Origin of the sequence: Streptomyces sp. NBC_01717 (genome assembly GCF_036248255.1) — a bacterium.
Taxonomy (GTDB): domain Bacteria; phylum Actinomycetota; class Actinomycetes; order Streptomycetales; family Streptomycetaceae; genus Streptomyces.
Genome location: NZ_CP109178.1, coordinates 7,907,629 through 7,920,411, shown reverse-complemented (window position 1 = coordinate 7,920,411; position 12,783 = coordinate 7,907,629). Strand labels below are relative to the sequence as shown.

Sequence of the window (12,783 nt, the reverse complement as noted above, 5' to 3'; positions counted from 1 at the left end):
CTCCGGGACCGGTCGAGGGAGGGACTGGGCTTTGCCCGCGTTTGTGGAAACTCTGCGCGGACGGGGCGAGGACATCCCCTACCCGGCAGACCACAGAGGTGCGGTCGCGTGCGTAATCATCAGACGACCTTGACGACGGTGCCGGCGCCTTCGAGCGCGGCTGCTTTGTCCGGCGGATGCGGTGGCATCGGTGACCAGGGTGTGCAGGAGCGTGGAGGGGCCGACGTAGACGTAGGCGGTGTGGCCGAGCTTGCCGCCGTCGGCGGCGACGATGATGCGGCGCGTGGAGGCGATGGCGGCCTTCTTCACGGCCGCGTCATCGAGGTCGTAGGCGGTCAGGCCCTCAGTGGCGCTCAGGCCGCAGCAGCCCATGATCGCGGTGTCGAAGCGCAGCGCCGCCAGGGACGCGAGGGTAAGCGGGCCGGTGAAGGCTCCCTCGGCGGGCCGGGGCTGCCCGCCGGGGACCTTCAGCGTGGACGGACCGGAACCCTGGTCGAGTACGTGGATGGCCTGCAGGCACAACGGCAACACCGTGACCGGCCGCCGGCGCAGCAGGTGGGCGAGTTCCTGGACCGTGATCCTGCCCGACTCCCTGCCGGTCTGCACGATCGTGCCGTGCCGGTCTGCGTTGCTCATACCGCGATTGAACCTCACACCAAACGAACATACATCGTGTGAGATCAGGCGATTTTCAAACATACTAAATGTTCGTTATGGTGTTTGGCGTGAGTCATTCGCTTCGAGCCGCCCGCGTGGCGACCTTCGTGTACTTCATCCTCTGCGGCACTCTGATGGGCACCTGGGTGGTGCACATCCCAGCCATCGAGGAGCGCGTGGGCATCAGCCACGCGACGCTCGGGGGACTCCTGATGCTTCTCGGGCTCGGGGCCTTCATCGGGATGCAGGTGGCCGGGCGGCTGACCGACCGGCTCGGAGCGCGCCTCGTCGCCCCCGCCGCCGGCGTTCTGTGCAGCGCGGCCCTGGTACTGCCCGGTCTCCCTGCGAACCCGTGGACGCTTGCGGGTGCCCTGCTGATCTTCGGATTCTGCAACGGCTGCTTGGACGTGAGCATGAACGCCCACGCCGTGCAGGTGGAGAAGGCGTACGGCCGCCCAGTCATGTCGGCCTTCCACGCCACGTTCTCCGTCGGCGGAGTTGTTGCCGCGCTCGTCGCAGCGGCAGCGGCGGACGCCGGCCTGAGCCCGGCCGCAGTCATGGCCGCCGTGGGAGCTTTGGGCATCGTGACCGTTCTCGTGTCGGCACGCACCCTGCTGCCGACCGAACCCGCCGCTGCCGGCGCAGGCTCCGCGGAGCAGGCTCAGCAAACGCCGCCCGTCAAGCGCCGCAGCGGCGGCGGGCGCATCTGGCTCCTCGCCGTCCTGGCCCTGATGGTCATGTTGTGCGAGGGAGCCGCCAACGACTGGAGCGCACTGCACCTGAAGGACATCCTCGGCGCACCCGCAAGCACTGCCGCCTTCGCCTACGGCACCTTCGCAGCGACCATGACCATCGGCCGACTGCTCACCGACCGTCTAGCCGCCCGGATCGGATCCATGGCAATCCTGCGCTACGGCGCGGCCATCGCCGCCGTCGGCATCACGACCGTGGCCCTCTCCCCGTGGATATGGGCCGCGTTCGCAGGCTGGGCACTCTTCGGTCTCGGACTGTCCGGCTGTGTTCCGCAGCTGTTCAGCGCAGCCGGGCACGCCGACCCCTCCGCCGCGGGGGCCAACGTCTCGCGCGTCGCCGGGCTCGGCTACGTCGGAATGCTTGCCGGCCCCGCCGTAATTGGCTGGCTGACCCACCTCGTACCCCTGAATGACGCCTTCGTACTGCTGACCCTGCTGTGTGTGATCACCTCAGTGGCCGCCGGGATCCTGCGCACCGGATCCGACCGCACACGCGAGACGGCATCCAGCAGCCACTGACTGCCTGTGCGGCACGGCCCCTGACACCGTGCCGCACAGGCTTCCCCCGTGAGCGTGTGCCGTTCGGGACACCGCGCCACCTGCGCCGAGGCCCGAAAGGTCGCCCAGGCCAGGCCCACCACCCCTGAACACTGGCCCCTCGGAATCCGGAGGAACCCACCACCATGTCCAGCGACCGGAAAATCGTGCTGTTCGACCTCTTCGGAGTCATCGCCCGCCACCAACGCCCGGGCGCCCTGGAAGAGTTGGCCGCCCGCTGCCCCGCACCCACCGACGCCTTCACCACGGCCTACTGGGCCTGCCGCCCGCCCTACGACGCCGGGCGGCAGTCCGCGCCCGAATACTGGGCCGCCGTACTGCGATGGCTGTCGTTGCCCGTCGACTCCGACACGATCGAGGATCTGCGCCTCACCGACATCGACAGCTGGTCACGCATCGACGAGCGGATGGTGGCCTACGTCCAGTCCCTGCGCGACGTCGCCGAGGTCGCTCTGCTGTCCAACATCCCCTCGGACCACGCGGACGCCTTCCTCGCCGCGCAGCCCTGGCTGCACAATCTGGACCACGTTGCCTTCTCCGGGAAGATCAAAGCAGCAAAGCCCGCCCCAGCGGCCTTCCACCACTGCGTCGTCGCCATGCGGGCCGCCCCGGCCGACTTCCTCTTCATCGACGACCGCGAGGAGAACGTACGCGCCGCGCAGGCCACCGGCATGAACGGACACGTCTTCACCGACCGCGACGAGCTGACAGCCATCATCGATACCTGGTTGCCAACTCGACGACTCACCGGGAAGTTGCACGACATCATGAAGGACCACAGGTTGTAGAACTCTTTCACGCCAAATGACGCGAGATGTCGCAGGCTGCAGCGCCGGTTGACCGTGCTTCCCGCTCGGGCGCGGCAGCAGGGCGGCCGGGTGGCAGTACTCGACGGCCTGGCGGACGGTGTGCTGCCCGCGAACCTTCTGCCGTCCCGAGACCGGGTCGCGATGAGTCTCGGGCCCGAGGCGGAGGCCCAGGCCGCAACTCGTGAAGGACGGTGGCCGATGCGAGACGCCAGGCCGGCAGGCCGGCAGGCCCAGCGGTTCTCGAAGTAGGGGGAGACGACGACGGAGTCGAGCCCGGCGGTGCACGGCGGCCGCGGTAGGTCCAGGTCGTAGGGCTTGCGGGGCTTGTCCAACGTGCCGCGCACGGGCAGCCCATGGGCCTTCCCGTGCGCGGTGATGTCTCCCATCCGGTCCGTGAGATCGCGCGTGCGGCCCTCGGCGCGCGGATCGTCCCCGATGTCGTGGAGTGCGGTGCGCTCCGCGCGAGCGCTGGCGGGCACGGTGTACATGCCACGGCGGATCCGCTCACGCGGATCGATCCCGGGTTCGAGCAGGTAGCCAGACAGCTGTGCTCTGCCGCGATTTTCGTAACCAGAGATCACCAAAGGTGCACGCCGACGCGGGGATGCACGGGAACCGGTGCGCGTCACTGCGCGGAGGAGGGAATCCTGGAGCGGGAGGCTGTGCGCCGGAGTGCCCGGCGGGTCACACCTGTTGCACTGTGACGCCTGCCGCGGCGAGGAGGTCGACCTGGTCCTCGGGGGCGTCCCCGTCGGTGACGACGGTGTGGAGGGAAGAGACGGGGACGACGAAGGCCAGTGCGGTGCGGGAGAGCTTGGCGCCCTCGGTGACGGCGATGACGCGGCGGGCGGAGGTGATGGCGGCGCTCTTGACGGTGGCGTCGTCCAGGTCGTAGGCGGTCAGGCCGTCCGTGGCGTCCAGTCCGCAGCAGCCGATGATCGCGGTGTCGAAGCGTAGGGCGGCCAGCGATGCGACGGTCAGCGGGCCGGTCAGTGCCAGCTCGCCCGGTCGCGGCCGGCCGCCGGGCACCAGCAGGGTCAGCTGCGGGGTCTCGGCCAGCACGTTCACGGCGTGCAGGGACAGCGGCATCACGGTCACCCGGCGGCCTGCCAGCGCGCGGGCCACTTCGAGGCAGGTGGTGCCGCTGTCGACGACGACGGACTCGCCGTCCGCGACCAGACGCGCCGCTGCGGCGGCGATGCGCTGCTTGTTCTCCAGCCCGTCCTGGCTCCGCAGTACGAACGGGGGCTCTTCGCCGCGGAGCAGAAGGCTCCGGGCCCCGCCGCGGTAGCGCTCAAGAACTCCCTGGGCGGACAGGGCCTCGAGGTCGCGGCGGACCGTCATCTCCGACGCCCCGGTGAGCCCCGCGAGCTCCGCGACGCTCATGCGGCCCGCCTCGCGCACGGATTCGGTGATCTGCCTCAGTCGGTCAGTGCCAGCCATAGTCCTATTGAACGGAATATCTGCGCAAATAGCAATGTTTTGAAACTCAACTCTGTTCGCTACGTTTGAATCGTGGACAGGAACCTACGGGCGGGCCGGCCTCCTGGCCACCCTCACCCACTTCACTTGGAACGGCTTCCTCGTGGGGGATGCGGATCGCCCTCTCCGCACGGTTCGGGCCCTTCGTCATCCTCCGCTACGGGGCGTTCGCGGCCGCCATCGGCGTCAACGTCTCGCGTGTCGCAGGTCTTGGCTACCTCGGCATGCTCGCCGGGCCCGCGGTCGTCGGGCCGGTCACCACGTTCGTGCCGCTCCACCTCACGTTCTTCCTACCTGCGGCCTTCCGCGTTGTCGTCGACGGCGTCGGCGGTCTGAGCCTGCCAGGCCCAGATTGAACAGAGAATGCGAGCCAAACGCAGGCATAAGAACACCATTGATGTTCTGTTTGTTCGAAGATACGGTGTGAGGCCTCTTGAGTTCGAGCTCCTGGGGGGACCTGACTTGTCACGAATACTCGCCGCCGATGGCGTCGTGGCCGCTCCGTCCGCAATGCGGTCGGTGTGGAACTCGCCGCTCTACCGCGGCTCAACCGTCGCGCTGTTCCTGTCCGGACTGGGCGCTTCGGCCGCCGCCCCGCAGATCACCCTGTTCCTCGTCGACAACCTGCACGTCTCGCTGACCACGGCCGGCCTGTACTACCTGACGAGCATCACCGCTCCGGTCGCTGGGTACTTCATCGGCGCACGCTCGGACCGCACGGGGCGACGGCTCGGGCTCTTCCGACTGTGCGCCGTGGCGGGATTCCTCGGCTGGACCGCCATGGCCCTTTCGACCCAGGTGTGGATGCCCTTCGCGATCAGCGCCGTGGTCCTGGGCTTCTCCGGCGCCGCCGGGTCCCAGCTGTTCGCGGCCGTCCACGACGACCTGCAGGCCACCGCCAGCCCCGTCGGCGACGGGGTCGTCTCGATCGTGCGCATGGCGCTGACGGCCGGATGGATCGTGGGCCCCGTCGCGGGCTCGCTGCTGGCGACCGCCGCCGGCCCGCGCGCGATGCTCGTGGCCACCGGGCTGTGCACCCTCGTGCAGATCGTCCCCATGGGCTTCGCGCGCGACCGCTCGGCACAGCCCGGTGCACAGGCCGAGGCGCAGGCGCAGACGTCGGCCGAGAGCTCCGAACGGCACCTGGGGGTGCGGGCCATGCTGCCCCTGCTCGCCTTCACCGGTCTGTATGTGCTCGTCTACGCCGGAGAGCCGATCAAGTACGGCTACCTCACGATCTACATGCACAACGACATGCACCTGCCGACGGCGGTCAGCGGCACGGTGATCGGCATCCAGCCCCTGATAGAGCTGATCCTGATGCCGGTGGCCGTGGTCGTCGCCCGCCGGATCGGCATGATGCGCCTGATGGTCTTCGGCGCCGCCTTCGGCGTAGGCGCGAATCTTTGCTTCGCCCTGACCGGCAGCGCGGCCGGCATGTTCGCCGGACAGGTCCTCATGGGCGGGGTGTGGGGTGTATTCGCCGGCCTCGGGATCATCGTCGCCCAACGCCTGCTGCCCGAGGCCGTCGCGACGGCCTCGGCCATCTTCATGAGCTCGACCGCCGTTGCCAGCGCTCTCGGCGGGCTGACCGGCGGCCTCGGCGTGGCCCTGCTCGGGCTGCCGCACGTGTTCCTCGCACCCGCCCTGTACGGTCTCGTGGCTACCGTCGGCATCGCCGCCCTCAACCGTTCCCGGCATGCCGTGGGGTAAGACCTGCGCCACCCCGGCAGGGCACCCGCGCCCGGCCGACCCGCGCTGCAGTAGTTCGAGTACCGCCGGCACTCCACGGTCTCCATCGCCGCCGCCTTGGACGTGCGCACCGGAGAGGCCCTCACCCAGCCGATCGGGGTCTTCGCGGCGCCTGATCCTCCGGGCGAGGAATGTCATCGGCCCGTCAGAACAAGCGGATCGGGATCTCGGCGGGGTCGGCTAGCAGATCGGAGATCTCGTCGTCCAGCCGGACCAGTGTGACGGAGGCGCCGGCCATTTCGAGCGAGGTGCAGTACTCACCCACGTAGCTGCGCCTGATCTCGATGCCTCGCTCGGTCAGCTGGCCCAGAGCGGCTGCGGCGGGCACGACATCGGGCGCGACATCGCGGCCGGCCGTGCCAAGCACCCACTGCAGGTAGCTGCTCAACTGTTCGTTCTCGGTAGCTTCCCGGAGCACGTCGGTCAGCGGCAGGCCCCGGAAAGCTGCCGCCGGCTGGAAGATCCGGTGGATTCTGCGCTGAGCGCCGATCGTGTCGTGCAGCCGGACGCGCTGACTGGCTACTCCCCCGCACGGGCCCACCCCGCTCCCGACGGCCACCGCCATCGGCCTGGTCGCCATCGGCGGCGCGGTCCTGGTCCTGCTCCGCGGACGCGAGGCCCGCTGAGCCCCTCCTCCGCCCGGCGGCCGGCGGCACCGGCCACCGCTCCCCGACAAACGCGAGCGGCGCGGCGGTCCGTGCGACCGCCGCGCCACCGTTCCTCACCCGCTCACGGCCGACGCGGCGCCCACGAGGACCCGCCGCTGTCGCGCAGAGGCATCAGACGCTGCCGACCCCGTTGGAGTACGACTTCATGGAGTACGTCGCGAAACCGTTCTGGACCGGGTCGCCGGCCTTGTCGATGCAGTGCAGGATGCCGCCGCCGCCCGCACCGTTGAGGCAGACCGTCATCAGGTCGGTGAAGACGACGCCGGGGGTGTCGGGGACCTCGTAGGCGGCGTCGGTGTAGATGTCCGCGTTGCGGTTGAAGTAGCAGTAGCTGCCCAGGCCCCAGGCGTGGTGGTCGCGCACCCGGTCGCCGACCTTGTAGGCGGCGTAGCCGAGGGTGGAACCGTGCCGCCAGGCCGACTGGGTGGGCACGTCGTAGGGGTGCTCGTTCTGGAAGAAGTAGGTGCGGCCGTGGTCGCCCTGCCACAGCACCTCGTACTTCTGGTAGTGCTCGACGAAGAGCCCGTACGCGGTGACATGGTCGCCGTTCACCACGATGCCGTTGTCGGCGGGGTTGACGGTCCAGCCGACGGCGCCGTCGAGACCGTGGTCGGCGCGCCAGAGCCAGAGGTGGTCGCAGATCACGTCGTTGCTGTCGATCTGGACGCTGACCCCCGCACCGCCGGGCAGCGCGCCGCCGATCCGGGCGACGACGTCGAACAGCACGGTCGGGTCGGCGCTGTGCCGCCGCGGGCTCCGGCCGTTGCCGACGCGCAGCAGTACCGGGGTGTGGCTGGAGGCCGCTTCGAACAGCAGGCCGGCGAGGGTGACGCCGGCGACCTCGGCGACCTCGATCACGGTGTTGCCGTGGGTGGAGCGCAGGGTGGCCAGGCCGAGGCCCAGGACCACGGTGCCGGCGCGGTTCACGCGCAGCGGCGCGGAGATGTCGTAGATGCCCGGCGTGAACAGGAGGTGCTTGCCGTGGGCGAGGGCCCGGTTGATCTCCGCGGCCGAGTCGCCCGGCTGGGCCACATGGAATTGCGACAGCGGGATGTTGCGCCCCCGGGCCGGGCCGTCCGCCCAGGTCGTGCCGGTGCTGTTGGTGCGCAGCGCGGGAACGAAGACCTGGTAGGAGCCGTGACGGTCCACAGTGAGGAACGGCTTCTCCCGTACCACGGGGGTGCGGTCGACGGTGGTGTACGGCGGGGTCGGGAAGGCCTGCGCGGGGGCGCCCTCGGTACCGACGAACACCATGTTCCAGTTGGAGCCGGTCCAGCTGCCGAAGGTGTCGTTGCGCGACAGCCACTGCTGCTGGGAGCCGGACTCGACCTGTCCGTCCACCACGCTGTCGGCCAGAAAGCCGCCGCTGGACCACTGGTTGCCGGGCGGACTCGGCATCAGGGTCATGTTCCCCTTGATGTGGACGCGGCGCATCGGAGCGGCCTGGGCGACCGCCCAGCGCTCCAGTCCGTCCGGCGGCACGATGGTCAGGTTCTCCGCGGCCCGCCAGAAGTTCTGGGTGCCGTTTCCGTCGAACCACTGGGCGTCGACGGTGACATGGCCGTTGATCACCACGTCGGCGGGGCTCGCGCCAAGGCCCACGACATGCGTGTAGAAGCCGACGTTGATGTCGACGGTGTAAGTGCCCGGCATGAAGGCCAGGGCGAAGCGCTCGTCGCCGAACTGGTTGGACTCCTGGATGGCGAATACGGCGTCGACCTTGGCCTGAATCGACACATCGTTCATGGACGGATCGAAGACCAGGACGTTCGGGCCGAGCACGGAGGAGGCGCCGCCGGTCCGGGACTTGCCGGAGGCGGCGGCCGACGCAAACGCCGGTCCTGACCAAACACCACTGATCAGCGGCACCGAGGCAGCGGCCGCCCCGCGCAGCACACTACGACGAGAGGGAATCATGGACACGGCTCTCCTTGCATAGGGTGAACAGACGGGACCGTCAACCGGCCCCTGATCTCTGAGAGCGCTCTCAGTCACGAAGTGAATCACCGTGGATGTGGAGCGTCAATGCGCTTGCGGTGAAGGCAATTTGAGAGCTCGCGCGATGACCGGGCGAGGCTGTGAGAAGCGCATGACTCCGCTCTCGGCCCCCTTGGACCCGATGAGCGGCTCGGCCCGCGCGGCTCCACCGGCGCCGGGCCCGGGCCTCACAGCCGTGGAAGACCGCGCTTCTCCGGCCTCCGCGGCGCGCTGCGGGCCAGCAGCGGAGGGCGCTCGAGGGCGTCGTCGAGCTTGCTGAACAGGGCTCGGCCGGCGCCCGCGAACGCGGCGAGGAAGTTGACGGTCGGATCGCTCATGAGTCCTGCGCGTAGATCTATCCCCGCCTTCGAGGAACACCCCCGCAATCCCGGCACGCAGCCCGGCCGACGTCCCGAAGCCGCAGCGGAAACGGGGTCTGTCTGTGGGATGTCCGGGCACAAGCACCTCACCCCCTTCGAGAGGAGCACCCCATGCTCGGCATAGCCGCGGCCGTCCTGTTCGTCATCGCTTTCCTGATCAACGCAGCAGAAATCACCACCAACGACGTCTTCTCCTCCGTGAACCTCATGCTCCTGGGCCTGGCACTTCTTGCCCTGCACGTCGCGGGAATCGGAGCTGGCCGCCCTTCCCGCAGACGCTGACGACGTCGGCGGGATCCCGGCGCGGGCGAGCTCATCGAGATCCTCGCCCGCACCACGCAAGACAGCCCTGGCCCCGAATCAATTCGGGGCCAGGGCTGTTCAGACCAACGGGTCCTGGCGGCGCCACTCCAGTGTCGTGGTCGACCTGAGCCATGAAGAGATGAACCACCGCACATCATCCGCTCGATGCGAGCACCGACAGCGCCAACAGTTCGAACGACCGCGCATTTCATCGCAGAGTCCGCGATGCCTTCGTATCGGCAGCAGAACTGCCATGGACCGCAAGGTTGGAAGCGGGCCTGGACTTCTCTCTGTCACCCAGCGATCTCGAAGCCACCACCCCAGAGACCTACCTGACTGTCAGACCGGAGACTCTGGCCCACCGCCGCCGCTGACCACCGACGCCCACACCCACACGACGGACAGCAGCGCGGTCGCGTACCACGTGGACTGTCGCAAGACGACCACCTCCCCGACCAAGCGCATCACTCAGTTGGCGTGGCCGGACTTCCCTTCTACAGTCCCACCGAAGCGACTCTCTAGCCGAAGAAGCTCAAACGCACCTGACGGTCCGCATTATCGACGTTCGTGTCCACCAACCTCCGTTAAGACAACCGCCAAGCTACCCCCCCGTTATGTTCTTCGCGGTCCTGCAAGAGGGCCGCTGGCCTCCGGGCCCGGCATGACTGTGTCCCCCTGTCGAGCGATGACCTGGGGGGTGGTGTTACCGGGCCCGAGAGGCGCCGTTGGAGACGCTGATGAGAGGTCCGACTACCGCCTGGCTGGGTGCAATGCCCGGCCGTTTGCGGGCGGCAGGTCTGCATAACGTGGATGCGCGCGTACGGCGCCAACGCCTTGGCCAGCACCGCACGAACCCTGCTCGGGAGGATGGGTTGTACGACATCGGTGACGTAGGCGTCTTCCTCGGCCTGGACGTTGGCAAGAGCGCCCATCATGGCCACGGGCTCACCACGGCCGGCAAGAAGGTCTTCGACAAGCCACTGCCCAACAGCGAGCCGAAACTGCGGGCCGTGTTCGACAAGCTGGCCGCGAAGTTCGGCACCGTGCTGGTGATCGTGGACCAGCCCGCCTCGATCGGCGCCCTGCCCCTGCCCGTGGCCCGGGACGCGGGCTGCAAGGTCGCCTACCTGCCCGGCCTGGCCATGCGTCGGATCGCCGACCTCTACCCGGGCGAGGCCAAGACCGACGCCAAGGACGCGGCGGTGATCGCGGACGCCGCCCGCACCATGCCCCACACCCTGCGCTCGCTCGAGCTGACTGATGAGATCACCGCCGAACTCACGGTTCTGGTCGGCTTCGACCAGGACCTCGCGGCCGAGGCCACCCGCACCAGCAACCGCATACGGGGCCTGCTCACCCAGTTCCATCCCTCGCTGGAACGCGTCCTCGGACCCCGTCTCGACCACCAGGCCGTGACCTGGCTGCTGGAACGCTACGGTTCCCCGGCCGCTCTGCGGAAAGCCGGACGCCGCAGACTCGTTGAGGTGGTCCGGCCCAAGGCCCCGCGCATGGCCATCCGGCTGATCGACGAGGTCTTCGACGCGCTCGACGAGCAGACCGTCGTCGTCCCCGGGACGGGCACTCTCGACGTCGTGGTGCCGTCGCTGGCCCGCTCGCTCGCGGCCGTCCACGACCAGCGCCAGGCCTTGGAAGCCCAGATCGGGCAACTGCTGGAGGCACACCCTCTTTCCCCGGTCCTGACCTCGATGCCGGGGGTCGCGGTCAGGACCGCCGCCGTCCTGCTGGTCACCGTCGGCGACGGCACCAGCTTCCCCAGCGCCGCCCACCTCGCCTCCTACGCCGGCCTCGCCCCAACGACGAAGTCGTCGGGGACCTCGATCCACGGTGAACACGCACCCCGAGGCGGCAACCGCCAACTGAAGAGAGCGATGTTCCTCTCCGCCTTCGCTGCCCTGCACGATCCCGCCTCCCGCACCTACTACGACCGATGCCGGGCCCGCGGAAAGACCCACACACAGGCTCTTCTCCGCCTCGCCCGCCATCGCATCAGCGTGCTGTTCGCGATGCTCCGCGACGGCACCTTCTACGAACCCCGAACCCCTCGCCTCGCTTGACGAAAGACATAGAGGCACCCCCCCCCGCCCTCCTCGTGATGTGCCATCGGAAAGATTTCACAGGCAGCAAGGCCGAGAGAAGCCGCAGGGCCAGCCCCAGGTTTCGCGGCTCGGCAGGCGACATACCGGCACGTTCTACGAACAGCTCACCGACGCTTCGCTGGCCAGCCTGGCGTGCCGCTGGCCCTGAAGCGCACGTACCGCTCCAACTCGAGCGCCGTCGGCCTGCTGGGGCGCGGTTGGGGGAAACCGTCAGCACGAAACCGGCGGTCGAGACGGGGAAGGCGACGTACCGGGCAGGCGACGGCACCGACACCCTGCACCAGCGCTGGGCCGAGACCCGTACGGCACGCCAGTCCTGGAAACCGTGACCGGCGGCGCCCCGCAAGCACCCCTCCTTCACCGGTGGAGTTATCCGCTCCGCTCGGTCCATGCGGCGACAAACGTCGGGAAATCCCGGTCCGCAGGGCCTTTTGCCAGCGCAGTTGCATGTCTTCGTGGGCGGCGGCCCGGCCGAGTGAGGCGTACCCCCCTGCCCGCCGACACTCAGCTCCTGATCAGCAGCTGCAGCTCGAAGGAGTACCGCGATGCCCGGTAGTAGTGGTTCGCGTACTCGACCGCCCGTCCCGTCGTGTCGTATGCGACCCGCCGCATGGTGAGCAGCGGCGCGCCCTCCGGCTCGTGCAGGAGCAACCCCTCCTCAGCGGTGGCGCTGCGGGCGCCGATCGTCTGGCGGGCGCTGTGCGGCGCCGTGCCCGCCGCGCCCATCAGGCGGTACAGGCCCGTCTTCGCCAGCTGATCCGCACTCAGCCCCGCCACGTCCGCCGGTATGTGGTTGCGAAGTACGGCGAGTGGCTCCCCGTGCGCCAGACGCAGGCGCTCCACCCGGGTCACCGGCTCGCCCTCCGCCACCCCCAGCGCGGTGGCGACCTCCGCGTCGGCTGCTGTCGCGCAAACATCGAGAACTCGGGTCGCCGGGCGCTGGCCGGCGGACTCCAGATCGTCGTAGAGGCTGCTCAGTTCGAGGGGCCGCTTGACCTGGCTGTGCACCACCAGGGTGCCCACGCCGCGACGGCGGACCATGAGGCCCTTGTCGACCAGCGCCTGGATGGCCTGGCGTACGGTGGGCCGGGACAGGCCCAACCCGGCGGCGAGGTCTATCTCGTTGCCCAGCAGGGAGCCGGGCCGCAACCTGCCCTGTTCGATGGCCTGTTCCAGCTGCTGGGAGAGCTGGTAGTAGAGCGGGACCGGACTGGAGCGGTCGACGCTGAGGAGAAGGTCCGACACCTCCGCGCGCTCGGCGGTGGACTTTGGTCTCATGCGTAGACACTACAAGACCCTTTACTTAATTGTTAAGACATTAGCTCTTC

The 12,783-nt window shown here is 69.0% G+C and carries 12 protein-coding genes and 1 pseudogene; 7 read left to right on the top strand and 6 right to left on the bottom strand.

The features are described 5' to 3' along the window. Positions 1-78: 78 nt before the first annotated feature. On the bottom strand, positions 79-636 hold the full coding sequence (locus OHB49_RS35945) for a hypothetical protein (RefSeq protein WP_329165054.1): 558 nt from the start codon (positions 634-636) through the stop codon (positions 79-81). 77 nt (positions 637-713) lie between these two features. Here OHB49_RS35945 and OHB49_RS35940 point away from each other — a divergent pair, with 77 nt between their 5' ends. Beyond that, positions 714-1,928 (top strand): MFS transporter, encoded by a 1,215-nt coding sequence (locus OHB49_RS35940; RefSeq protein WP_329165052.1) that lies wholly within the window; start codon positions 714-716, stop codon positions 1,926-1,928. Between the two features lie 164 nt (positions 1,929-2,092). Further along, positions 2,093-2,755: an HAD-IA family hydrolase gene (locus OHB49_RS35935; protein ID WP_329165051.1), complete on the top strand. Its 663-nt coding sequence runs from the start codon at positions 2,093-2,095 to the stop codon at positions 2,753-2,755. A gap of 705 nt (positions 2,756-3,460) precedes the next feature. Here OHB49_RS35935 and OHB49_RS35930 read toward each other — a convergent pair. Continuing rightward, positions 3,461-4,219, bottom strand: coding sequence for a DeoR/GlpR family DNA-binding transcription regulator (locus OHB49_RS35930; RefSeq protein WP_329165050.1), 759 nt, complete (start codon positions 4,217-4,219; stop codon positions 3,461-3,463). Between the two features lie 161 nt (positions 4,220-4,380). Here OHB49_RS35930 and OHB49_RS35925 point away from each other — a divergent pair. Both OHB49_RS35925 and OHB49_RS35920 read left to right on the top strand, forming a co-directional pair. Beyond that, positions 4,381-4,614, top strand: a pseudogene (locus tag OHB49_RS35925) (MFS transporter); the annotation flags it as partial. A gap of 106 nt (positions 4,615-4,720) precedes the next feature. Beyond that, entirely contained in the window at positions 4,721-5,971 is a 1,251-nt protein-coding gene (locus tag OHB49_RS35920; protein ID WP_329165049.1) for an MFS transporter, read from the top strand. Between the two features lie 184 nt (positions 5,972-6,155). On the opposite strand, the gene OHB49_RS35915 is transcribed toward OHB49_RS35920, so the two are convergent. From OHB49_RS35915 to OHB49_RS35905, 3 genes are all read right to left on the bottom strand, one after another. Beyond that, positions 6,156-6,590 carry a dihydroxyacetone kinase subunit DhaK gene (locus tag OHB49_RS35915; protein ID WP_329165047.1) on the bottom strand — a complete coding sequence of 145 codons (435 nt, stop codon included), beginning with the start codon at positions 6,588-6,590 and terminating at the stop codon, positions 6,156-6,158. 199 nt (positions 6,591-6,789) lie between these two features. After that, positions 6,790-8,595, bottom strand: a complete 1,806-nt coding sequence (locus tag OHB49_RS35910) for an adenylyl cyclase (RefSeq protein WP_329165046.1) — start codon at positions 8,593-8,595, stop codon at positions 6,790-6,792. A gap of 248 nt (positions 8,596-8,843) precedes the next feature. Next, positions 8,844-8,993 (bottom strand): hypothetical protein, encoded by a 150-nt coding sequence (locus tag OHB49_RS35905; RefSeq protein WP_329165045.1) that lies wholly within the window; start codon positions 8,991-8,993, stop codon positions 8,844-8,846. 153 nt (positions 8,994-9,146) lie between these two features. Here OHB49_RS35905 and OHB49_RS35900 point away from each other — a divergent pair, with 153 nt between their 5' ends. The 3 genes from OHB49_RS35900 (at position 9,147) to OHB49_RS35890 (ending at position 11,784) form a co-directional block, all read left to right on the top strand. Beyond that, complete coding sequence (locus OHB49_RS35900; protein WP_329165044.1) at positions 9,147-9,317, top strand: hypothetical protein; 171 nt, start codon at positions 9,147-9,149, stop codon at positions 9,315-9,317. Positions 9,318-10,210: 893 nt separating this feature from the next. Continuing rightward, on the top strand, positions 10,211-11,413 hold the full coding sequence (locus OHB49_RS35895; protein WP_329165043.1) for an IS110 family transposase: 1,203 nt from the start codon (positions 10,211-10,213) through the stop codon (positions 11,411-11,413). A 239-nt stretch (positions 11,414-11,652) separates the two neighbouring features. After that, entirely contained in the window at positions 11,653-11,784 is a 132-nt protein-coding gene (locus OHB49_RS35890) for a hypothetical protein (protein ID WP_329165042.1), read from the top strand. A gap of 175 nt (positions 11,785-11,959) precedes the next feature. Here the strand turns inward: OHB49_RS35890 and OHB49_RS35885 are convergent, their stop codons facing one another. Further along, complete coding sequence (locus tag OHB49_RS35885; RefSeq protein ID WP_326632191.1) at positions 11,960-12,733, bottom strand: GntR family transcriptional regulator; 774 nt, start codon at positions 12,731-12,733, stop codon at positions 11,960-11,962. Between the last annotated feature and the right edge of the window lie 50 nt (positions 12,734-12,783).

Coding starts and splice junctions, on each gene's coding strand:
- OHB49_RS35945 (WP_329165054.1), bottom strand. CDS start 636: ATGAGCAACGCAGACCGGCACGGCACGATCGTGCAGACCGGCAGGGAG.
- OHB49_RS35940 (WP_329165052.1), top strand. CDS start 714: ATGGTGTTTGGCGTGAGTCATTCGCTTCGAGCCGCCCGCGTGGCGACC.
- OHB49_RS35935 (WP_329165051.1), top strand. CDS start 2,093: ATGTCCAGCGACCGGAAAATCGTGCTGTTCGACCTCTTCGGAGTCATC.
- OHB49_RS35930 (WP_329165050.1), bottom strand. CDS start 4,219: ATGGCTGGCACTGACCGACTGAGGCAGATCACCGAATCCGTGCGCGAG.
- OHB49_RS35915 (WP_329165047.1), bottom strand. CDS start 6,590: ATGGCGACCAGGCCGATGGCGGTGGCCGTCGGGAGCGGGGTGGGCCCG.
- OHB49_RS35910 (WP_329165046.1), bottom strand. CDS start 8,595: ATGATTCCCTCTCGTCGTAGTGTGCTGCGCGGGGCGGCCGCTGCCTCG.
- OHB49_RS35905 (WP_329165045.1), bottom strand. CDS start 8,993: ATGAGCGATCCGACCGTCAACTTCCTCGCCGCGTTCGCGGGCGCCGGC.
- OHB49_RS35900 (WP_329165044.1), top strand. CDS start 9,147: ATGCTCGGCATAGCCGCGGCCGTCCTGTTCGTCATCGCTTTCCTGATC.
- OHB49_RS35885 (WP_326632191.1), bottom strand. CDS start 12,733: ATGAGACCAAAGTCCACCGCCGAGCGCGCGGAGGTGTCGGACCTTCTC.